Source organism: Dermatophilaceae bacterium Soc4.6 (assembly GCA_039889245.1).
In the GTDB taxonomy this organism is placed as follows: Bacteria; Actinomycetota; Actinomycetes; order Actinomycetales; family Dermatophilaceae; genus Lapillicoccus.
This window is the reverse complement of the sequence record JAZGVH010000002.1, coordinates 134,332-155,747: the sequence shown is the minus strand read 5'-3', so window position 1 is coordinate 155,747 and position 21,416 is coordinate 134,332. Positions and strand designations below refer to the sequence as shown.

General features: G+C 72.0%; 22 protein-coding genes. 17 read left to right on the top strand and 5 right to left on the bottom strand.

Going from position 1 to position 21,416, the window contains the following annotated elements; genetic code table 11:
- Positions 1–45: 45 nt before the first annotated feature.
- The 7 genes from V3N99_00785 to V3N99_00755 all read left to right on the top strand — a co-directional run bounded on the left by V3N99_00785 (position 46) and on the right by V3N99_00755 (position 5,031).
- Positions 46–1,050 (top strand): WYL domain-containing protein, encoded by a 1,005-nt coding sequence (locus V3N99_00785; protein MEO3935271.1) that lies wholly within the window; start codon positions 46–48, stop codon positions 1,048–1,050.
- A complete protein-coding gene (locus tag V3N99_00780) occupies positions 1,047–2,075 on the top strand; it encodes a WYL domain-containing protein (protein ID MEO3935270.1) in 1,029 nt (342 codons plus the stop codon). The genes V3N99_00785 and V3N99_00780 overlap by 4 nt, the downstream gene beginning before the upstream one ends.
- A gap of 12 nt (positions 2,076–2,087) precedes the next feature.
- Positions 2,088–2,411: a hypothetical protein gene (locus V3N99_00775; protein MEO3935269.1), complete on the top strand. Its 324-nt coding sequence runs from the start codon at positions 2,088–2,090 to the stop codon at positions 2,409–2,411.
- A gap of 27 nt (positions 2,412–2,438) precedes the next feature.
- Positions 2,439–2,771 (top strand): Sec-independent protein translocase subunit TatA, encoded by a 333-nt coding sequence (tatA, locus tag V3N99_00770; GenBank protein ID MEO3935268.1) that lies wholly within the window; start codon positions 2,439–2,441, stop codon positions 2,769–2,771.
- A 26-nt stretch (positions 2,772–2,797) separates the two neighbouring features.
- On the top strand, positions 2,798–3,631 hold the full coding sequence (tatC, locus tag V3N99_00765) for a twin-arginine translocase subunit TatC (GenBank protein ID MEO3935267.1): 834 nt from the start codon (positions 2,798–2,800) through the stop codon (positions 3,629–3,631).
- 19 nt (positions 3,632–3,650) lie between these two features.
- Entirely contained in the window at positions 3,651–4,547 is an 897-nt protein-coding gene (locus tag V3N99_00760; protein MEO3935266.1) for a diacylglycerol kinase family protein, read from the top strand.
- 154 nt (positions 4,548–4,701) lie between these two features.
- Entirely contained in the window at positions 4,702–5,031 is a 330-nt protein-coding gene (locus tag V3N99_00755; GenBank protein ID MEO3935265.1) for a hypothetical protein, read from the top strand.
- A 5-nt stretch (positions 5,032–5,036) separates the two neighbouring features.
- Here V3N99_00755 and V3N99_00750 read toward each other — a convergent pair whose 3' ends face one another.
- Complete coding sequence (locus V3N99_00750) at positions 5,037–5,645, bottom strand: flavin reductase family protein (protein ID MEO3935264.1); 609 nt, start codon at positions 5,643–5,645, stop codon at positions 5,037–5,039.
- A 77-nt stretch (positions 5,646–5,722) separates the two neighbouring features.
- Here V3N99_00750 and V3N99_00745 point away from each other — a divergent pair, with 77 nt between their 5' ends.
- Positions 5,723–8,605, top strand: coding sequence for a DEAD/DEAH box helicase (locus V3N99_00745; protein ID MEO3935263.1), 2,883 nt, complete (start codon positions 5,723–5,725; stop codon positions 8,603–8,605).
- Positions 8,606–8,644: 39 nt separating this feature from the next.
- Here the strand turns inward: V3N99_00745 and V3N99_00740 are convergent, their stop codons facing one another.
- A complete protein-coding gene (locus V3N99_00740; protein MEO3935262.1) occupies positions 8,645–9,151 on the bottom strand; it encodes a MarR family transcriptional regulator in 507 nt (168 codons plus the stop codon).
- A gap of 73 nt (positions 9,152–9,224) precedes the next feature.
- Between V3N99_00740 and icmF the strand changes: the two genes are divergently transcribed.
- The 7 genes from icmF (at position 9,225) to V3N99_00705 (ending at position 17,090) form a co-directional block, all read left to right on the top strand.
- Positions 9,225–12,467, top strand: coding sequence for a fused isobutyryl-CoA mutase/GTPase IcmF (gene icmF / locus V3N99_00735; protein ID MEO3935261.1), 3,243 nt, complete (start codon positions 9,225–9,227; stop codon positions 12,465–12,467).
- On the top strand, positions 12,464–12,991 hold the full coding sequence (locus V3N99_00730; GenBank protein MEO3935260.1) for a thioesterase family protein: 528 nt from the start codon (positions 12,464–12,466) through the stop codon (positions 12,989–12,991). Before icmF ends, V3N99_00730 begins: the two co-directional genes overlap by 4 nt.
- Positions 12,988–13,791, top strand: coding sequence for a helical backbone metal receptor (locus tag V3N99_00725; protein ID MEO3935259.1), 804 nt, complete (start codon positions 12,988–12,990; stop codon positions 13,789–13,791). Before V3N99_00730 ends, V3N99_00725 begins: the two co-directional genes overlap by 4 nt.
- Positions 13,792–13,860: 69 nt before the next feature.
- The gene (locus tag V3N99_00720; GenBank protein ID MEO3935258.1) at positions 13,861–14,271 is read left to right on the top strand and encodes a TOBE domain-containing protein; all 411 of its coding nucleotides are present in this window, start codon (positions 13,861–13,863) and stop codon (positions 14,269–14,271) included.
- A gap of 66 nt (positions 14,272–14,337) precedes the next feature.
- A complete protein-coding gene (gene modA / locus V3N99_00715) occupies positions 14,338–15,156 on the top strand; it encodes a molybdate ABC transporter substrate-binding protein (GenBank protein MEO3935257.1) in 819 nt (272 codons plus the stop codon).
- An 87-nt stretch (positions 15,157–15,243) separates the two neighbouring features.
- Positions 15,244–16,023 carry an ABC transporter permease gene (locus V3N99_00710; GenBank protein ID MEO3935256.1) on the top strand — a complete coding sequence of 260 codons (780 nt, stop codon included), beginning with the start codon at positions 15,244–15,246 and terminating at the stop codon, positions 16,021–16,023.
- The gene (locus V3N99_00705; GenBank protein MEO3935255.1) at positions 16,020–17,090 is read left to right on the top strand and encodes an ABC transporter ATP-binding protein; all 1,071 of its coding nucleotides are present in this window, start codon (positions 16,020–16,022) and stop codon (positions 17,088–17,090) included. Before V3N99_00710 ends, V3N99_00705 begins: the two co-directional genes overlap by 4 nt.
- Before the next feature lie 19 nt (positions 17,091–17,109).
- Here V3N99_00705 and V3N99_00700 read toward each other — a convergent pair whose 3' ends face one another.
- On the bottom strand, positions 17,110–18,054 hold the full coding sequence (locus V3N99_00700) for a 5'-3' exonuclease (protein MEO3935254.1): 945 nt from the start codon (positions 18,052–18,054) through the stop codon (positions 17,110–17,112).
- A gap of 120 nt (positions 18,055–18,174) precedes the next feature.
- Here V3N99_00700 and V3N99_00695 point away from each other — a divergent pair, with 120 nt between their 5' ends.
- On the top strand, positions 18,175–18,642 hold the full coding sequence (locus tag V3N99_00695; GenBank protein MEO3935253.1) for an Lrp/AsnC family transcriptional regulator: 468 nt from the start codon (positions 18,175–18,177) through the stop codon (positions 18,640–18,642).
- 5 nt (positions 18,643–18,647) lie between these two features.
- A complete protein-coding gene (locus tag V3N99_00690; protein ID MEO3935252.1) occupies positions 18,648–18,947 on the top strand; it encodes a MerR family transcriptional regulator in 300 nt (99 codons plus the stop codon).
- A gap of 72 nt (positions 18,948–19,019) precedes the next feature.
- Here the strand turns inward: V3N99_00690 and V3N99_00685 are convergent, their stop codons facing one another.
- On the bottom strand, positions 19,020–19,682 hold the full coding sequence (locus V3N99_00685; protein ID MEO3935251.1) for a TetR/AcrR family transcriptional regulator: 663 nt from the start codon (positions 19,680–19,682) through the stop codon (positions 19,020–19,022).
- Between the two features lie 213 nt (positions 19,683–19,895).
- Entirely contained in the window at positions 19,896–21,350 is a 1,455-nt protein-coding gene (locus tag V3N99_00680; protein ID MEO3935250.1) for a lysine 2,3-aminomutase, read from the bottom strand.
- Between the last annotated feature and the right edge of the window lie 66 nt (positions 21,351–21,416).

Here is a 21,416-nt window from a genome sequence, read left to right as displayed (position 1 = left end):
GTCGCGAGCCTAGCCACCCCCGCCCCGTCGGGTAGCGTCGGTGGGGTGACCGTCAGCACCCACGTCGCCGCGAAGACGGAGCGTCTCCTCAACCTCGTCATCGCGCTCCTGGCGACCCGGATGCCGTTGACGAAGGCGCGCATCCGCGCCGCCGTCCCGCAGTATCAGCAGACCGCGTCGCTCGAGGCCTTCGACCGGATGTTCGAGCGCGACAAGGACGAGCTGCGTGAGCTCGGCATCCCGCTCGAGACCCAGGTCGTCGACGTGCTCTTCGACGACGAGCTCGGCTACCGCATCGACAAGCGCGAGTACGCCCTACCCGAGATCTCCTTCGCGCCCGACGAGGTCGCGGCCCTCGCCCTCGCTGCCCGCGCCTGGCAGCAGGCCAGCCTCGCGGGACCGGCCGCCGCGGCCATGCGCAAGCTGCGGTCGGCCGGGGTCGAGCTCGACGACACCTCGCTCGTGGGTATCGAGCCGATCGTGCGCACGACGGAGGAGGCCTTCGAGCCCCTGCGCCGTGCCGTCGTCGACCGCTGCGCCGTCACCTTCGGCTACCGCAAGGCCGGGGGCACGAGTGCCGTCCGCCGGCTCCAGCCGTGGGGGCTGGCCCAGTGGCACGGGCGGTGGTACGTCAGCGGTCTCGACCTCGACCGCGAGGGCCCGCGGGTCTTCCGCCTCAGCCGGATCGACACCGTGGTCACGCGCAAGGGCCGTCTCCGCGCCTACGACGTGCCGCCCGACCACGACCCCGGTGCCATGGTCGCGTCGACCCAGGAGGCCCGTCCGGCGACAGCGACCGCGCTCCTGCGGGTACGGGCCGGCGCCGGAAACCTGCTGCGACGGCGCGCCCGCACGGCCGTGGACGGCCCGGAGCAGCCGGGCTGGTCGGTGCTCACCGTCGACCACGACGACGTCGACCGGCTCGCCGACGAGGTGGCAGGCTACGGGCCCGACGTCGTCGCCCTCGAGCCGCTCGAGCTGCGTGACGCCGTGGTCCGCCGGCTGACCGGCGCGCGCGACCGGCACGACGACAGGGGGGCCACGCCGTGACCCCGCCCACGAGCCGTCCCTCACCGTCGGGCGAGTCGGCGACGGCCCGACTGTCCCGACTGCTGATGATGGTCCCGTGGCTGCTGGCGAACCAGGGGGTCGACCTCGGCGTCGCCGCGGCCGAGTTCGGCGTCTCGTCGACCCAGCTGGTCGCCGACCTCGAGCTCCTCTTCCTGTGCGGTCTGCCGGGGGGGATGCCCGACGACCTCATCGAGGCCTCGTGGGAGGACGGGAGGGTGGTGCTCGGGAACGCCGACCACCTGGCCCGGCCGCTGCGGCTCACGGTCGACGAGGCGCTCACCCTCATGGTCGGGCTGCGGGCGTTGGCGACGACACCAGGAATCACCGAGCACGAGTCCGTCGCCCGGGCGCTCGCTCGCCTCGAGGAGGCGACGGGGGCCGTGGGGGAGGCGAGCGCTCGCGTCCAGGTCTCCATCGACGACGGGGCCCGCGAGTCGACGCTCGCCGACGCCCGCCGCGCCGTGTCGGCGCACCGGAGGGTGCACGTGCGCTACCTCGTGCCCGGCCGCGACGAGGTGAGCGAGCGCGACGTCGACCCGATGCGCGTCGTCAGCCTCGACGCGAAGTGGTACCTCGAGGGGTGGTGCCACCTCGCCGACGACGTGCGCCTGTTCCGCCTCGACCGCGTCGAGCACCTCACCGTCCTCGACACCGACGGCACCCCACCACCTCAGGCGCAGCCGCGCGACCTCGCGGCGTCCGTCTTCGTCGCCCACCCCGACGACCTCGAGGTCGTCGTCGAGACCGACCGGTCCGCCGCGTGGATCGCCGACTACTACCCCACCGAGTCGGTGCTCGAGCTGGGGGAGGGGCGCCGCCGCATCACGCTGCGGGTGGGCGATCCCGCCTGGGTGCGGCGCCTGGTCTGGCGTACCGGCGGGCACGTCACCGTCCTCTCCCCATCCAGCCTGCGGGCCTCCGTGGCCGACGGCGCCGACGAGGCGCTCACGGCGTATGCCGTGTCGTCACCGCCCGGCCCCGTGCCGGACACCGACGCGGGTTAGGCTCACGACCTCATGCGAACCCTCGTCTGGATCCTTGTCTGGATCGCCCTCGTCGTCGTGGCCGGTCTCTACCTCTGGCGTGCCGTCAGGGTCGCGTGGGGGCAGACCACCGCGCTGGGGTCCGAGCTCGCCACCGCGTCCGACCGGCTCGCGCAGGTGCAGACCCAGGTCGATCGGCTCGGGGAGGCGAACGACCGTCTCGACGAGCTCGCGGTCTTCGGTGACCCCGTCGTCCTGCGGCGGGAACGCGCGCAGGGGCGTGAGACGTTGAGACGTCAGGGCCGCGACAATCGGCGTCGCGCCCTCCCGACGTGGGCCCGGCACGTAGACTCGTGAGCACCCGACCGAAAGGCCAGCAGGACCATGTTGAAAGACCTCGCCCAGCCCAGTCACCTCCTCATCCTGGCGGTCCTCATCGTCGTGCTCTTCGGGTGGAAGAAGCTCCCCGACGCTGCGCGCAGCGTGGGCCGCTCGATGCGTATCTTCAAGTCCGAGATGGGCGAGATGAAGAACGACGGCAAGGACTCGAAGCCGAGCCCGGCTGCCTCCGAGACGGTCTCCGGTCAGGTGACCCCCGCGGCCACGACGCCCCCCGCCGCCCAGGCCCCGCCGGTGGCGACGCCCGTCGCGACCCCGGCCGATGCTCCGGTCGACGCGGGCGTGACGCCTCAGCCGCACGACACGACCGCGCGCTGAGCGCGCTCCAGGGACAGCGCTGACCCATGGCCAAGGACGGCATCCGTAGGCGCCTGCGCCGTGAGCGCGACCCGGAGGGCCGGATGGCCCTCGGTGACCACCTGCGCGAGCTGCGTCGGCGTTTCCTGATCGCTGCCGTGGCGATCCTCGTCGGCGCCTGCATCGGGTGGTGGAAGTACAACCTGCTCTTCACCGCGATCCAGCAGCCGATCACCGACCTGGTCCACAAGCGCGGGCAGGCCATCGCCTCGCTGAACTTCACCGACATGACCGGCTCGTTCTCGCTCCTGATCACCGTCGGCCTGTTCGCCGGCCTGATCATGGCCTCACCGGTCTGGCTCTACCAGATCTGGGCCTTCGTGGTGCCCGGCCTGAAGCGGCGTGAGAAGGTCACCGCCCTCCTGTTCATCGGTGCTGCCGTACCGCTCTTCCTCGGCGGCTGCGTGCTGGGCTTCTTCATCCTGCCTCGTGCCGCCGAAGCACTGCTGTCGTTCACTCCCGACTCGGCGTCCAACATCCTCCCGGCGAACGAGTACCTCGACTTCGTCCTGCGCTTCATCCTCGCCTTCGGGCTGGCCTTCCTGCTGCCGGTCTTCCTCGTCGGTCTCAACGCCGTCGGCATCCTGCCCGCGCGGATCCTGATCAGGGCCTGGCGCCCTGCGGTCTTCCTGATCTTCCTGTTCGCCGCCGTGATGACCCCCACCCCCGACGCGTGGACGATGCTCGCCCTCGCGGCTCCGATGATCGCGCTCTTCTACCTCGCGATCGGCATCTGCTTCCTGCTCGACCGCCGCAGGGCGCGGCGCAGCCCGCAGTCCGAGTGGGTCGACGTGCCCGACGACCAGGCATCGACGCTCTAAGTCACGGGGGCTGACCGGGGTGACCCTCACCGTCGGGCTGCTCGTCAACCCGGTCGCCGGCAGGGGCCGTGGCGCCTCCTACGGTGAGCGGGCCCGGCGGCAGCTGCTGGCCGACGGGCACGTCGTGGTGGAGCTGAGCGCTCCCGACGCGGCCACCGCGCGGGCGCGGACCGTGGCGGCCCTCTCGGCCGGCGAGATCGACGTGCTGGTCGTCGTCGGGGGAGACGGGATGGCCCATCTCGGCGTCGACCTGCTCGCGGGCACCGACGTGCCCCTCGCGATCGTGGCCGCCGGCACGGGTAACGACAACGCGCGCGAGCTCGGGCTGCCGGTGCGAGAACCCGAGGCCGCTGCGGCCCTGGTGGCCACGGGCTGGCGGCGCCAGGTCGACCTGGGTCGGGCGAGGACCACGGCAGGTGATGAGACCCACCACTTCCTCGGGGTGCTCGGCGGAGGGTTCGACTCGGTGGTGACCCAGCGGGCGCAGACGCTGCGGTGGCCGTCCGGACCACGTCGCTACGACCTCGCGGTCCTCCTCGAGCTGCCACGCTTCCGCGCCATCCCCTACGTCGTGACGGTGGACGGGCACCGCATCGAGACCGAGGCGATGCTGGTGGCCGTCGGCAACGGCCCGTCGTTCGGCGGCGGGATGCACATCTGCCCGGACGCCCGCTACGACGACGGGCTGCTCGACGTCTGCCTCGTGCACGCAGTGTCGATCCCGCGCTTCCTGCGCATCTACCCGTCGGTCTTCCGCGGCACGCACACCCACCACCCGGAGGTGGAGGTGCTGCGCGGGCGCTCCATCCGACTCGAGGCGGCCGGGGTCGTCAGCCAGGCCGACGGGGAGGCCTTCCTGCCGCTGCCGATCGACGTGGATGTCGCTCCCTCGGGCCTCACCCTCCTGACCCCGTGACCACAGGTCGACGGACTGACCGACCAACCGTGAAGAATGGCTGAGAACCTCGTGTGCTCTAGCCATACCGGTTCGCATCGGGCGTGATCCCGTCTGACGGGTCTGCCGCCACACACCAGGGTCGGCCCGTCCACGATCGACGTACGCCCGATGCATGCACGGCGGCTCCTGGCCCCGTTCCCTGGCCGTCTCGCTCACGGCCCTGGTCGGAGGTCTGACCCCGGCGCGGTCGAGGCCCGGGCCGCGGTTGCTCACGACGACGCCTGGCCTGCGGATCCCTGCGGGAGCGCAGGCGCAGGTGCACCTCCGGGTCCAGATCTCGCCCTCGCTCCCACGCATGGTCACGACCATCGTCGACGACCGGGTCGTGGTGCGGTCGTCCGATGGTGTCGACAACCGGCAGCCCGCACGGGACGGCGATCGCTCCGGCCCACGGTGTCACGGTGACCCGGTCCAGCGCACCGCCGGGTTCTCCACCCCCTGACCCTTCTACCTCGGACGACGCAGGTCGAAGCGGTTGTCGGCCGTGATGCCGTAGTAGGCGCTCGGTCCGCCTGCGCGCATGACGGGCTCGGCAAGGGCCGTGTCGTAGACGCCGTCGACGAGGAACTGCTCGTCGATGTGCACCCCCACCACCTCGCCCACGGTGAGCCAGGCCCCGGCCGAGGCGCCGTCCGTGCCGGTGAGCTCGATGACCTGCGTCACGCGGCACTCGAAGCTGACGGGCGCGGCCGCCACCCGCGGGGCGGCGATCTCGACGCAGTCAGCGGCCTCGAGGCCCGCCACCTCGAACTCGTCGACGTCGTGCATCGTCGACGTCGCGTTCATCTGCTCCGCCAGCCCGCGCGTGACGAGGTTCCACGAGAACTCTCGCGACTGCTCGAGGTTCGCGACCGTGTGCTTGTGGCCGACGCTCGAGAAGCCCACCAGCGGCGGTGTGTAGTTGAAGGCGTTGAAGAAGCTGTAGGGAGCGAGGTTGCGCACCCCCTGCGGCGAGAGGGTCCCGATCCAGCCGATCGGGCGCGGCCCCACGATCGCGTTGAAGGGGTCGTGGGGCAGTCGGTGGCCCTCGGAGGGCCGGTAGAAGTGCTCGCTCATGGTGCTAGGCAACCAGACGCCGGCGCCCACGTCAGCGCGGGTGCAGGACACGCCGACCGCTGACGTAGATTGACCGCATGTCCGCAGCGGAACGGTATGCCGCCGCCCAGGCCCGAGCGCAGCACGCGGGCAGCGAGCTGGCACGTTTCACGGCCGGGCTCGACTTCCCCCTCGACGACTTCCAGCAGACGGCGGCGCGGTCCCTCGAGGCCGGCCGGGGGGTGCTGGTCGCGGCTCCGACCGGTGCCGGGAAGACGATCGTGGGCGAGTTCGCCGTCCACCTGGCTCTGGCTCAGGGGCTCAAGGCCTTCTACACGACGCCGATCAAGGCGCTGTCGAACCAGAAGTACGCGGACCTCGCCCGCACCTACGGCGCCGACAACGTGGGCCTGCTGACCGGCGACTCGTCGGTCAACGGGGAGGCCCCGATCGTCGTCATGACGACCGAGGTCCTGCGCAACATGATGTACTCCGGCTCGTCGACCCTGCAGGGTCTCGGCTACGTCGTGATGGACGAGGTGCACTATCTCGCCGACCGCTTCCGGGGGGCAGTGTGGGAGGAGGTCATCATCCACCTTCCGCCCGACGTGCTGGTCGTCTCCCTGTCGGCCACCGTCTCCAACGCGGAGGAGTTCGGCGCCTGGCTCAGCGAGGTGCGCGGGGACGTCGACATCGTGGTCTCGGAGCACCGGCCGGTGCCGCTGTGGCAGCACATGATGGTCGGGCGCGAGATGCACGACCTCTTCGTCGACGAGGTCTTCGACCCCGCCAACGCGGAGGGTGGACGGGCGGAGCGCCTACGCGAACAGGCGTCCGTGCGGGTCAGCCCCGACCTGCTCGCCGCGATCGGCGACCAGGCCCGACGAGGCGCCCGCGAGGAGCAGGGCGGATGGCAGCGCAGCGGCCGTCCCGGCAGCGCCGCGCGTGCCGGGCGCGGCGGGTCAGGCAGTCGGGGCGGGCGTGGGGGCCCGGGTGGCGGCACCGACGGTCGTGGCATCGCCCGGTCGACCGGCGGTGGCAACCGCTTCGGGGGAGGTCCGTCACGCGCTGACGTCATCAGCCGGCTGGAGCGTGAGGGTCTGCTGCCGGCGATCACCTTCATCTTCAGCCGGGTCGGGTGCGAGGCGGCCGTGGGCCAGCTCCTGACGCACGGGGTGCGGCTCGTGGACGAGTCCGAGGGCGACCGCATCCGCCGCCTCGTCGAGGACCGGGTCAGCGCCCTGGTCGAGGAGGACCTGACGGTGCTCGGCTACTGGGAGTTCGTCGAGGGCCTGAGCCGGGGCTTCGCGGCCCACCACGCCGGCATGCTGCCGACCTTCCGCGAGATCGTCGAGGAGCTGTTCACCGCGGGTCGCATCAAGGCGGTCTTCGCCACCGAGACCCTGGCTCTCGGGATCAACATGCCGGCGCGCACCGTCGTGCTCGAGCGCCTCGTGAAGTACAACGGCGAGGCCCACGTCGACATCACCCCGGCGGAGTACACCCAGCTGACCGGCCGCGCCGGGCGCCGCGGCATCGACATCGAGGGCCACGCCGTGGTGCTGTGGAACCGGGGGCTCGACCCGGTGGCCGTGGCCGGACTCGCCTCGACCCGCACCTACCCCCTGCGCTCGAGCTTTCGGCCCACCTACAACATGGCCGTCAACCTCGTGGCCCAGTTCGGTCGGGAGCGGGCGGCCACCATCCTCGAGACCTCCTTCGCGCAGTTCCAGGCCGACCGCGCCGTCGTGGGGTTCGTGCGCACGATCCGCACGCACGACGAGGCCCTGGCCGGCTACGCCGAGTCGATGACGTGCCACCTCGGCGACTTCAGCCAGTACGCCGCGCTGCGCCACGAGCTGCGCACCCTCGAGAAGGACGGCTCCCGGGCGCGGGCCACCAGCTCGCGCACCGAGGCCGCCATCAGTCTCGAGCAGCTGAAGGTCGGCGACGTCGTGGCCGTGCCCGCCGGGCGGCGTCCCGGCTGGGCCGTGGTCGTCTCGGCCAACCGCGGCGGCAAGGGCGAGACGGCGAGCCCCGCGGTCGTGACCGAGGACCACCAGCTGCGGAGGCTGACCCTCGTGGACGTGCCCGTGGCGGTCGAGCCCGTGACCAGCATCCCGGTCCCCAAGGGCTTCAACGCGCGCAGCGCGAAGTCGCGCCGCGACCTCGCGACGGCGCTGCGCATCGCGGTGCCGCACGCCCCTCCCTCGCGTCCCGGGCGTCCCGGCACCACCCCGGCCGAGCAGCAGGAGGTCGACGACCTGCGCCGACGGCTGAAGTCCCATCCCTGCCACCAGTGCCCCGAGCGGGAGGAGCACGCTCGGTGGGCCGAGCGCTGGTGGCGCCTCACGAGGGAGACGCAGGGTCTGCGGCGAAAGGTCGACGGCCGCACCAACTCGGTCGCCAAGACCTTCGACCGCATCTGCGACCTGCTCGCCGGTCTCGGCTACCTCGACGAGCACGGCACGGCCGTCACCGAGCAGGGCGCCCGGCTGCGGCGGCTCTACAGCGAGAAGGACCTCGTCGCGGCCGAGTGCCTGCGGCACGGGGTCTGGGACCGCCTCGACCCGGCCGGTCTGGCGGCCGTCGTCTCCACCCTGGTGCACGAGCCGCGCCGGGACGAGGGACAGATCGCCCCGCGCATGCCCAACGACGACGTCTCCGAGGCCTGGCACGAGATGGTCGCGATCTGGAGCCGTCTCGAGGACACCGAGCAGGAGCACGCGCTGCCCTCGACCGGTGCGCCCGACGCCGGCATCGCCTGGATGGTGCACCGCTGGGCGAGCGGGGCCCGGCTCGAGATCGTGCTCCGCGACTCTGGCATCGCGGCCGGCGACTTCGTGCGGCGGTGCAAGCAGATCGTCGACCTGCTCGACCAGGTGGCCGGAGCTGCTCCGTCGAGCCAGCTCGCGACCACGGCCCGCCGCGCGGTCGACGGCGTCATGCGCGGGGTCGTGGCGGCCGACCGGGTCGACTGACCGTCGGCTCGCGGTCGTCCGACCGGCGACCCCTGGGCATCACTCCCGGAAGTCGCCCGCGGCGACCCGCAGGGTCCGCAGCAGGGTGAAGCCCGCCCGCTGGTCCTCGTCCTGCAGACCGGGGACCCCGAAGTCGACCCCGGTCAGGGCATCCGTGGCCCGCCTCACGACGTCCTCCCCCTCGGGCGTGAGCGAGGCGAAGACCCGGCGCCGGTCGCTCTCGTCGGCGGTGCGCGCCACGAGTCCGGCCGCGACGAGGCGGTCGATGGCATTGGTCACCGAGGTGGGGTGCACCTGCAGGCGCTGCCCGATCTTGCTCAGGGGCAGGCGTCCCTGGCGGCTGAACGCGATGAGCACCAGGACCTCGTAGCGGGCGAAGGTGATGCCGTGCGGCTTGAGCGCCCCGTCGAGGGTGGCCAGCAGGATCTGCTGGGCCCGCATGACCGAGGTGACGAAGCGCATGGCGGTGGAGTCACCGAAGTGCTCCTCCCAGAGGTCGCCGGCGCGGGCGATGGGGTCGAAGGGCAGGCCCTGCACGGCTGGCATGAACCGATGCTAGCCACTGAATAGTTGGATGTCCTACTATCGGACGACCAACCACGATCCAGCGAGGACCCCCATGACGCAGGTCGAGCAGCCCCAACCACCTCAGCACCCGGTGCGCTTCGTCACCGCGTCCGCGCTCTTCGACGGGCACGACGCGTCGATCAACATCATGCGACGCATCCTGCAGGGTCAGGGGGCCGAGGTCGTGCACCTGGGCCACAACCGTTCGGTGCGCGAGGTCGTCGACGCCGCGATCGAGGAGGACGTGCAGGGGGTGGCGGTCAGCTCCTACCAGGGCGGCCACGTGGAGTACTTCGAGTACCTCGTCGAGGCGCTCCGCGAGCAGGGCGCCGGCCACGTCAAGGTCTTCGGCGGCGGCGGCGGGGTCATCGTGCCCGAGGAGATCGCCCGCCTGCGCGAGTCGGGCGTCACCATCTACTCGCCGCAGGACGGTCAGCGGATGGGGCTGGTGGGCATGGTGGCCGACATGGTGCGCCAGTGCGACACCGACCTGTGGAGCCAGGCGCCCACCTCGGTCGAGGCCGTGCTCTCCGGTGACCGCACGGCCCTGGCGCGAGCAGTGACCGGGGCCCAGGCCGGGGCGCTCGACGACGCCTTCCTCGGCCACGTCCGTCACGCGTCAGCCGCCGCCACGACCGCCCGGGTGCTCGGCATCACGGGCACCGGTGGCTCGGGCAAGTCGTCCCTCACCGACGAGATCGTGCGCCGCTTCCGCGTCGACCAGCAGGACAAGCTGCGGATCGCCGTGATCGCCATCGACCCCACCCGGCGCAAGGGCGGTGGGGCCCTGCTCGGAGACCGCATCCGGATGAACGCCCTCGACGGCGACCGTGTCTGGTTCCGCTCGCTCGCGACCCGCGAGGGGCGCGAGGTGCCGCCCTGCCTGCCCGACGTCATCGACCTGGCGAAGGCGGCCGGCTACGACCTCGTGGTGGTCGAGACCCCGGGCATCGGCCAGGGCGACGCGGCGATCGTGCCCTTCGTCGACCACTCGATGTACGTCATGACGCCCGAGTTCGGCGCGGCCTCCCAGCTCGAGAAGATCGACATGCTCGACTTCGCCGACGTCGTGGCCATCAACAAGTTCGAGCGCCGCGGTGCCAAGGACGCGATGCGCGACGTCGGTCGCCAGCTCGTGCGCAACCGCGAGGCCTTCGGCCAGCGGCCCGAGGACATGCCCGTCTTCGGCACCTCGGCCGCGACCTTCAACGACGACGGCGTCACCGCGCTCTACCAGCACCTGGTGGCCGTGCTCGGCGCCGAGGGGCTGCCCCTCGGCGAGGGGACGCTGCCCCACGTCGACGTGCGCCACTCCAGCGGCTCGGCGCAGGTGGTGCCGCCCGAGCGCGTCCGCTACCTCGCCGAGATCGCCGAGACCGTGCGGGGCTACCACCGAGAGACCTCACGGCTCGTGGCCGGGGTCACGCGGGCCCAGCACCTGCGCGCGGTCGCCGACGAGCTGGCCACCGACGACGCGACCGGCGCCGACGATGTGGCCCGGCGGGCCGGCGCGTCGTGGGACGACCTGCCCCGTGAGACCCGCTCGCAGCTCGACGAGTGGCCCTCCGTGGTGGCGTCGTACTCCGGTGACGAGCAGGTGGTGACCGTGCGGGACAAGGAGATCCACACGACGCTGCGTCGACAGTCGTTGTCCGGGACGATGGTCCCTCGAGTGAGTCTTCCCCGGTTCACCGACCACGGCCAGCTCGTGTCGTTCCTGCGCCGCGAGGGCCTGCCCGGCGTCTACCCCTTCACCGCCGGCGTGTTCAAGTTCAAGCGCGACGGTGAGGACCCGGCGCGCATGTTCGCCGGCGAGGGAGACCCCTTCCGCACCAACAAGCGCTTCCACCTGCTGTCGCAGGGGCAGCCGGCCACCCGGCTGTCGACGGCCTTCGACTCGGTCACGCTCTACGGCCGCGACCCCGACCCGCGCCCCGACATCTACGGCAAGGTCGGCACCTCCGGGGTCTCCGTCGCGACCCTCGACGACATGAAGGCGCTGTATGCCGGCTTCGACCTCGTCTCGCCGACGACGTCGGTGTCGATGACGATCAACGGGCCCGCGCCGACCGTTCTCGCCTTCTTCCTCAACACCGTCATCGACCAGCAGGTCGACGCCTTCCGCGAGCGCGAGGGCCACGATCCGTCCGAGCAGGAGCACGCCGAGCTGCGGGCCGACGCGCTGCAGCAGGTCCGCGGCACCGTGCAGGCCGACATCCTCAAGGAGGACCAGGGGCAGAACACCTGCCTGTTCTCCACCGAGTTCTCCCTGCGCATGATGGCCGACATCCAGGAGTGGTTCATCGAGCACGAGGTCCGCAACTTCTACTCGGTCTCGATCTCCGGGTACCACATCGCCGAGGCGGGGGCCAACCCGCTCAGCCAGCTGGCCTTCACGCTCGCCAACGGCTTCACCTACGTCGAGGCCTACCTCGCACGGGGCATGGACATCGACGACTTCGCCCCCAACCTGTCGTTCTTTTTCAGCAACGGCATGGACGCGGAGTACTCCGTGCTCGGCCGGGTCGCCCGTCGCATCTGGGCCGTGACGATGAAGGAGAAGTACGGCGCCAACGAGCGGTCGCAGAAGCTGAAGTACCACGTGCAGACGTCGGGTCGGTCCCTGCACGCGCAGGAGATGAGCTTCAACGACATCCGCACGACGCTGCAGGCCCTGATCGCGATCTACGACAACGCCAACAGCCTGCACACCAACGCCTACGACGAGGCGGTGACCACCCCCGGCGAGGAGTCGGTGCGCCGGGCCCTGGCCATCCAGCTGGTGATCAACAAGGAGTGGGGCCTGGCGATGAACGAGAACCCCCTCCAGGGTGCCTTCGTCATCGACGAGCTCACCGACCTCGTCGAGGCCGCGGTGCTGGCCGAGTTCGACTCGATCAACGAGCGCGGGGGAGTGCTCGGGGCCATGGAGACCGGCTACCAGCGGGGCCGCATCCAGGACGAGTCGATGCTCTACGAGCACCGCAAGCACGACGGCAGCCTGCCGATCATCGGGGTCAACACCTTCCGCAACCCGCACCCCGAGCGCGAGCAGCACGTCGTCGAGCTGGCCCGCGCCACGGCCACCGAGAAGGAGTCGCAGCTGAGCCGGGTGCGAGCCTTCCAGGAGGCGCACCGCGACGAGGCCCAGGAGGCTCTGGCCCGACTGAAGCGCGCGGCCACCGGCGACGACAACGCCTTCGCGGCGCTGATGGACGCCGCACGGGTCTGCTCGCTCCAGCAGGTGACCGATGCCTTCTTCGAGGTGGGCGGCCAGTACCGTCGCAACGTGTGAGCCCGACCACCGCCCCCCAGCCTGCCGCCCTCCCGACGACCACCCAGGTCCGCGAGGTCCCCGCCACCTCCTCCTTCGAGGTCACCGACGACCTCATCGACGAGAACGGCCACATGAACATCGGCCACTACTTCCAGCGGGGTGCCCGTGCGATGTGGATGCGGCTGCGGCTGCTCGGCGTGACCGACGACTACCTGCAGGTCCGCCGCCTGTCCTTCTTCACGGCCGAGCACCACCTGCGCTACCTCGGCGAGGTGCGCCTCGGTGACCGCGTCACCGTCCACCCACAGCTGCTGGAGCGCTCCGCCAAGGTGGCGCACGCGATGGTCTACCTGGTCGACGACACCCACGACCGGCTCTCGTGCCTGATGGAGATCAGCTTCGTCCACGTCTCGATGGACGACCGCCGCGCCGTGCCCGTCGCCGCTGACGTCGCCGAGGCCCTCGACGCGGAGATCGCGTCGGTCACCGGGCTGGGGTGGGCGGCGCCGGTGACCGGCGTGATGGGGGTGCGTCGGTCGTGAACCCCGCCCACGACGACCTCGGCACGCCGGTCCCGCTGACCCATCCCGTGCGCCGGGTCGTCTCCCTCGTGCCGTCGCTCACCGAGGCCCTGGCCGCCACCCGCCGCCAGGCGGTGGTCGGGGCCACCGACTGGTGCACCCACCCCGCCGACCTCGACGTGGCCCGGGTGCGAGGCACCAAGAACCCCGACGTCCGCGCCATCGTCGCCCTCGCGCCCGACCTCGTCGTGGCCAACCGCGAGGAGAATCGCGAGCTCGACGTACGCCGGCTGCGCGAGGCCGGGGTGCCCGTGTGGGTGACCGTCATCGAGACGCTCGACGAGGCCTTCGTGTCGATGGGCCGGCTCTTCGACGAGGCCCTCGGCTGGGGCGTGCCGTCGTGGCTCGAGCAGGCCCGGGCCCGCTGGGAGCCCGCGCCGGCTCCCGGTGGTCCTCGCGTCGCCGTGCCGATCTGGCGGGACCCGTGGATGGTCGTGGGCGGCGACACCTTCACGAGCGACCTCATGGCCCGGCTCGGGTGGGTCAACGCCTACGGCGAGCGGGCAGACGGCGGGGAGCGCTACCCGCACGTCGACCTGCGCGACCTCGACGGGCTCGCCCCGGAGCACCTCGACCTCGTCCTGCTACCGGACGAGCCCTACGTCTTCACCGCCGCGGACGGTCCGGAGGCCTTCACCCGGGCGCCGACCGCGCTCGTCTCCGGGAGGCTGCTCACGTGGTACGGCCCGTCGCTGCTCGAGGCCCGGGCCCAGCTCGAGTCGGCGGTCGAGGGTTGGCCGAGACCGCACTCGCGGCAGTAGAGATGCAAAAAATCCGCTGATTCACCGGCATACCGTATGAATCGCTGCTACTGCGGTTAGGCTCTGCTCGTGCCCACCTACCGCGTGCGAGAGTCCGCCGAGCTGCTCGGCGTCTCTGACGACACCGTCCGCCGCTGGGTCGACGCCGGGCGGCTGGCCGTGACGAGCGACGCTGCCGGACGGCAGGTCATCGAGGGCGCCGCCCTCGCGGCCTTCGCACAGGAGCTCGCCGCGACCACCGAGCGTCCCGACCCCGGTCCCGTCCACTCCGAGTCGGCCCGCAACCGCTTCGTCGGCCTCGTGACCCGGGTCGTGCGCGACACCGTCATGGCCCAGGTCGAGATCCAGTCGGGAGGGCACAGGATCGTGTCGCTCATGAGCCGGGAGGCGGCCGACGAGCTGCGGCTCGAGCCGGGGGTTCTCGCCATCGCGGCGGTCAAGTCGACCAACGTGGTGGTCGAGGTGCCCTCGCGCGGCTGACGCCGAGCACCCGCTCGCCATCCCCACCTCGCCCACGCCCCGTCACCCCACCGAAGGAGTCCTCCCGTGATCCGACCCCGTCGACCCCGTTCTGCCCGTGCCCTCGCCGCCGCCACCGGCGTCCTGCTTCTCAGCGCCTGCGGGTCGGGCTCGACGACGGGCGGCACGGCCTCCGGCCCCACCTCCAGCACCCCGGGGGGAGTCACCGGGACGGTCACCGTCTTTGCCGCTGCCTCGCTCAAGGAGTCGTTCACGGCGATCGGGACGGCCTTCGAGGCCGCCCACCCGGAGGTCGAGGTCGTCTTCAACTTCGGGCCGAGCTCCGGCCTGGCGACGTCCATCACGCAGGGCAACCCGGCCGACGTCTTCGCCTCGGCCAGCCCCACCACCATGGACACCGTCGTCAGGGCCGGCGAGGCGGCCGACACCCCGGCCACCTTCGCCCGGAACCAGATGGAGATCGCCGTGCCGACCGCGAACCCCGCCCGGGTCACCGGGGTCGCCGACCTGGCCCGCAGCGGCGTGAAGGTCGCCCTCTGCCAGGCCCAGGTGCCGTGCGGCAAGGTCGCGGCGCAGGTCTTCGCCAACGCCAAGCTCACCGTGACGGCCATCAGCGAGGAGACCGACGTCAAGGCGGTGCTCACCAAGGTCTCGCTCGGCGAGGTCGACGCCGGCGTCGTCTACGTCACCGACGTCAAGGCCGCGTCGGCCGGCGGGAAGGTCACGGGCATCGAGATCCCGGCGACGGTCAACGCCTCGACCAGCTACCCCATCGCGAGCCTGACCACGGCGCCCAACCCGGCGGGCGCAGCCGCCTTCACGGCCTACGTCCTCTCCGACCAGGGTCGCTCCGCCCTCGCGGCGGCCGGGTTCGCCGCCCCCTGACCCGTGACTGACACCCGATCCGACCTCCCCGTCCGGGGGCGCGGGCGCACCGACCGCGAGGTCGCCCGCTCCCGCGCCGCCGGCACGGTGCCGTGGCCCCTCGGCGTGCCGGCGGCGCTCGGCGTCCTCTTCCTCGTCGTGCCACTGGTCGCCCTGCTGGTCCGCGCGCCCTGGTCGGCCCTGCCCCGGGTACTGTCCGACCCCGCCGTCACCGACGCCCTGCGCCTGTCCCTGCTGTGTGCGACCGCCGCCACCGCGGTCTCCTTCGTGCTCGGCGTGCCCCTCGCGTGGTTCCTCGCCCGGTCGCGGTGGCGGCTGGTCGCCTTCCTGCGGGCGCTCGTCACGCTGCCGCTCGTGCTGCCCCCCGTCGTGGGCGGCGTCGCCCTGCTGCTGGCCCTCGGCCGGACGGGCATCGTGGGCGGTCCCGTCTACCGGTGGACCTCGTTCTCGCTGCCCTTCACGACGTGGGCCGTCATCATCGCGGAGACGTTCGTCGCGATGCCGTTCCTGGTCGTGACGGTCGAGGGCGCGTTCCGAGCCGCCGACCAGGGCTACGAGGAGGCGGCGGCCACCCTCGGCGCCAGCCGTCTCACCACCTTCGTCCGCGTGACCCTGCCCCTCGTGGGCCCCTCGCTCGGAGCCGGCGGGGTCCTGTGCTGGGCCCGCGCCCTGGGGGAGTTCGGCGCGACCATCACCTTCGCCGGCAACACGCCCGGTCGCACCCAGACCATGCCGCTGCTGGTCTACCTCGCTCTCGAGGACGACCTCGACGCGGCGGTCGCGCTGTCGCTGGTGCTCCTGCTGGTCTCAGTCGTGGTGCTGGTCGGCCTGCGCGACCGGTGGCTGCGCCCGGTGTCGCTCGCGTGACCCTGCACGCCGACGTGGTGGTGCGCCGGGGCGCGTTCACGCTCGACGTCGCCTTCACCGCGCTCCCGGGCCAGGTGCTCGGGGTGCTCGGCCCCAACGGAGCCGGCAAGTCCACCCTGCTCCGGGTGCTGGCCGGGCTCGAGCCGGTCTCGGCCGGCCGGGTGACCCTCGCCGACACCGTCCTCGACGACGCCGATGCCGACGTCTTCCTCCCGGCCGCCCGCCGCCCCGTCGGCATCGTCTTCCAGGACTACCGGCTCTTCCCGCACCTCAACTCACTCGACAACGTCGCCTTCGGGGTGCGGGCCGCCGGCATCCCCCGCTCGGTCGCGCGCGAGCGGGCCGCAGCGCTCCTCCACCGCCTCGGCCTCGCCGACCTCGCCGACCGCCGACCCGGGCAGCTCTCGGGCGGGCAGGCCCAGCGGGTGGCCCTCGCTCGCGCCCTCGCCGTCGACCCCGGGCTCCTCCTGCTCGACGAGCCCCTGTCGGCACTGGACGCCCGCACCCGCCTCGAGGTGCGGGCGCACCTGCGGGCGCACCTGCGTGACTTCCCCGGACCCGTGCTCGTGGTCACCCACGACCCGCTCGAGGCGATGGTGCTGGCCGACCGCCTCGTCGTCATCGAGGAGGGTCGGGTCGTCCAGACCGGGTCGCCGCTCGAGGTGGCTCGCCGACCGGCCACGCAGTACGTCGCGCGGCTGGTCGGGCTCAACCTGTGGTCGGGTCGGCTGGCGCACGCGGGGCGGGTCGAGCTCGCGGGTGGGACGGTCGTGAGCGGGGTCGCCGATCCCGCGCTGGTCGCGGGCGATGCCGTCCTGGTAGCCCTCCGTCCTACCGCCGTCACGCTGTCGACCGTGCAGCCCGGCCCGGCGAGCGCACGCAACGTGTGGCCGGGTCGGGTCGCCGGGGTCGAGCTCCTCGCCGACCGCGTCCGGGTCGAGGTCGACGGGCCACCGCACGCGTTCGTCGACATCACCCCGGCCGCCGTCACCGAGCTCGACCTCACGCCGGGCCGTCAGGTCTGGCTGGCCGCCAAGGCGACCGAGACCGACATCTACCGGGCGTGACCGCTCGACCGACCTGACCTCAGTCGATCCGCAGGGCGGTCAGCAGCCGGTCGAGCGAGCTCGTGACCCCGTAGGTCGTCGCCACCTCGCTCAGCAGACGGGCGTCGGCGACCCGCGTCGGCAGCGCGATGTCGAGGTCGGGCAGCGGCACGTCACGCGCCACGGCCACCACCTTCGGCGCCACGTCGAGGTAGGCCGACGCCGCCTCCAGACGGGCCCGCTGGGCGCCCTTGAGGGCAGGGTCCCCACCGTCGACCGCCGCCCGCAGCGTCGCGAGGTCGCCGTAGGCCGCCAGCAGCTTGGCGGCCGTCTTCTCACCGATGCCCGGCACCCCGGGCAGGCCGTCGCTGGCGTCGCCCCGGAGGGTGGCGAGGTCGGCGTAGGCCCGGCCGGAGGGGACGTCGTACTTCGTCCGCAGGAAGGCCTGGTCCACCAGGTCGGAGTCCCGCACCCCGCCGCGCGCGGTGTAGACGACCCGGATGCCGTAGGCGTCGTCGACCAGCTGGAAGAGGTCACGGTCGCCGGTGACGATGTCGACCCGACGCACCCCGCTCGACGCGTGCGCGTAGGACCCGATGACGTCGTCGGCCTCGTAGCCCGCCGCCCCGACGCGGGCGATCCCCACCGCCGCGAGGGCGTCGACGATGGCGGGCACCTGCACCTCGAGTGCGGCGTCGACGGCCTCCCGCTCGGGCCCCCCGCCCTCGGCGACCCGGTGCGCCTTGTAGGTGGGGATGGCCTCGACCCGGAACGCCGGGCGCCAGTCGTCGTCCCAGCACGCGACGAGGTGGGTGGGACGGTAGCGCTCCACGAGCGATGCGAGCATGTCGACGAATCCGCGCAGGGCGTTGTTCGGAGGCCCCCCGTCCCGGCCACTCTCGTCAGGGACACCGAAGAAGGCCCGAAAGTACAGGCTGGCGGAGTCGAGCAGCAGCAGTCGCTCGTCAGGATGCGTCCAGGTCACCCCGCCAGCGTAGGCCGAGGTGGCCACCCTGGCGGCACATCAACGTCGACCATTGCACCCGAGCTGCTCTCCTGAGGGCGTTCGCCCCTCAACGGCCTGCAGGCTGGATAGCCTGTGCCCGTGGAACGCCTCGATCGCCGCCTCGTCGACCTCCTCGCTGCCGACGGGCGGATGAGCTTCACCGACCTCGGCAAGGCGACCGGCCTCTCGACCTCGGCGGTGCACCAGCGCGTGCGCCGTCTCGAGGAGCGAGGGGTCGTCCGGGGCTACCGCGCAGTGCTCGACCCCGAGAGCGTGGGGCTCCCGCTGACGGCGCTGATCGCCGTCACCCCCTTCGACCCGTCCTCGCCCGACGACGTGCCCCAGCGACTTGAGCACGTCGCCGAGATCGAGTCGTGCTTCTCCGTGGCCGGCGACGAGAGCTACGTCCTGCTCGTGCGGGTCTCCAAGCCCGCCGACCTGGAAGACCTCCTGGCCCGCATCCGCAGCGCCGCCAACGTGCGCACCCGCACGACCGTGGTCCTGTCGACGCCGTGGGAGGGTCGCCACGCCGCGGGCGTGGACGACGCGGTCCGCTCGATGGACTGAGTCGCGTGAGCCGTCGCCCGCCCCGCCGATCCGAGCCCGGGGACGAGCCGCGCCGCACCGGCCGACGTGACGGGGAGCTGACCGTCGACGAGCTTGCTGCCGAGACCGGCATGACGGTGCGCAACGTGCGCGCCTACAGCAGTCGTGGGCTGCTGCCGTCGCCGCGTCTCGAGGGCCGCACCGGCTACGACGGCCCCGACCACGTGGCTCGCCTCACGCTCGTGCGCGAGATGCTCGACCAGGGCTACACCCTGACCGCGGCCGAGAAGCTCATCAGAGGGGCTGGACCCGGACGACGAGGGTGAGCCCAGGTCAGCCGAGGCGGGCGACACGGCCCAGCCGGCCGGCAGTGCCCCGGTGGCCGTCGCCTCTGCGGGTCAGCCGCCGACGGAGCTCAGACCGGACCACACCGCCGTCATGACCAGGTCGGTGGCCTCGTCGCGGCTGACGTCGTCGCGGTGGGTCCGCCAGACGGCCACGCGCTCACAGGCTCCGACGACGATCTCGGCGTAGCCCTCGAGCTGCATCCGCGAGGAGTGGGCCAGCCCCACCGAGGTGCGCAGGCCGTCGACGAGCACCGCCGACTGCTGCGTGCGGATCCGCTCGATGTCTGCGCCGGTCGACATCGCGGCCGCGCTCTCGTGGTGGATGAGCTGCAACGCGAGGGCGTGCTGGTCGATGAACTCGAAGAAGGTGGCGATCGCCGCCCTCATCACGACCTCGAGGGTCGACCCCTCGGGCAGGGCGCGGAAGGCGACCTCCGTCGCGTCTGCGAGCTCGGCCCGCGCCTTGTCGACGCAGGCGACGAGCAGGCCGTCCTTGCTGCCGAAGTAGTCGTAGATCAGCGGCTTGGTGATGCCCACCCGCTCGGCGATGTCGTCCATCGTCGTGGCCTGGTAGCCGTTCTCGGCGAAGACCTGCTCGGCCACCGTGAGGATCTGCGCCTCCCGCTCGGCGCGCGGCATCCGGCGTCGGCGGACGGGGGTCGCGTCGGCGGTGTCCGTGGGTGTGCCGGTGGCTGCCGCGATGGGTGCGGTCACGCGATCCTCCCGAGCTCTGGTCCTCGTCACGTACTCATGGAGGCTTCAGGGGTACGAGCGCACCGCAGGGGCATTCTCCGTGGCTCGCCGTACCCGATTCGCGGGGTGGCAAACCGTGCAGACACTATCGTCCCGCTGCCAGTCGGCTTCGAACCGAGCCCCAGAAGACCCCCGTGGTGGGCTCGAGGGGTGAGTCCGGCCCGCTGAGTCCGGTCAGGTCAGTTGGGCCTCGGCCAGCTCACGGCTGGCCCGGGCCTGCTCGGTGGCGCGTCGCTGCGACTCCTCGCCAGACCCCGACTGCGCCACCTCGGCGGCCCACCAGGCTCGTCCCGCCTCGGGCAGGGTGTCGATCGGGTCGTAGTAGACGTAGTCGCGCGACAGCGCACTCTCGTCGGCGCCCTCGATCGAGGTGCGATAGTTCTTGCGCCAGTAAGAGACTCCCCGCTCGGTGTCGTAGTCCTCGACCTGGTGCACCCAGCGCTTGCCCACGAAGGGCACGTCGCACACGATGCGGGGGGTCGCGAAGCCGGGCAGGTAGCCCATCATCGCGTGCTGCAGGTGCTGCGCGTGGGCCAGGGAGACCCGCCAGTGCTCGCTGAACGGGATCATGTCGCACATGTAGAAGTAGTACGGCGTGATCGACGCGTCGTCCTGCAGGGCGAAGCACAGGTCGAGCAGCTGCTCGGTCGTGTCGTTCACGCCACGCATCAGGACGCCCTGGTTGCGCACGTCGCGCACCCCCGCGTCGAGCATGGCCCGGGCGGCCTGGGCCACCGCCGGGGTGACCGACTGGGCGCTGTTGACGTGGGTGTGGATCGCCAGGTTGACGCCCCGCTCACGAGCGCGGCGGGCCACCCGTCCGACCCCCTCGACCACGTCGTCGGCCAGCCAGTGCTGCGGGAGCCCCATCAGGGCCTTGGTGGCGAGCCGGATGTCGCGCACGTTGTCGATCTCGAGCAGTCGGTCGAGGAAGGCCTCGAGGTTCTTCCACGGCATGTTGGCCACGTCGCCGCCGCTGACGACGACGTCACGCACCTCGGGGTGCTGGCCGAGATAGCCCAGCATCGCGGCATACCGGTCGACGGGCTTGCCCGCCAGCTTGAGCTTGAGCACCTGGGGGGTGGAGTTGCCGACGAGGTCCATCCGGGTGCAGTGGCCGCAGTACTGCGGGCAGGTCGGCAGCAGCTCGGCGAGCACCTTCGTGGGGTAGCGGTGGGTGAGCCCCTCGGTGACCCACATGTCGTGCTCGTGCAGGGAGTCACGCGTCGCGTGCGGGTGCGAGGGCCACTCGGCGTGGCGGTCGGAGAAGACCGGCAGCATGTAGCGGCGGACCGGGTCCGCGAGGAAGGCCCGGCTGAACTCCGCACCGGCCGAGGGCATGGGCTCGTGGGTGGCCGGCACCATCGTGTTGAGCATCTGGGGCGGCACGAGCATCGACATGGTCGCGCGCTCGGCCTGGTCGCGCTCGAGGTCGGCGTAGACCTCGTCGAGCAGCAGGTCGCCCATCAGCTCGCGCAGCTGGCGCAGGTTCTTCACGCAGTGGGCACGCTGCCACTGCACGTCGGCCCACTGCGCGGCCGTCACCCCGGCGAAGCCCGGAAGTCGGGTCCAGTCGGGCTCCACCAGCTCGCGGTGCCGGTAGACGTAGGGCTGTTCGATGGTGGCCATACATGCGAGGATAGCCATGATTTGTTGCACACGTACCTCATAACCGCAGGATTTACGACCAAAGAT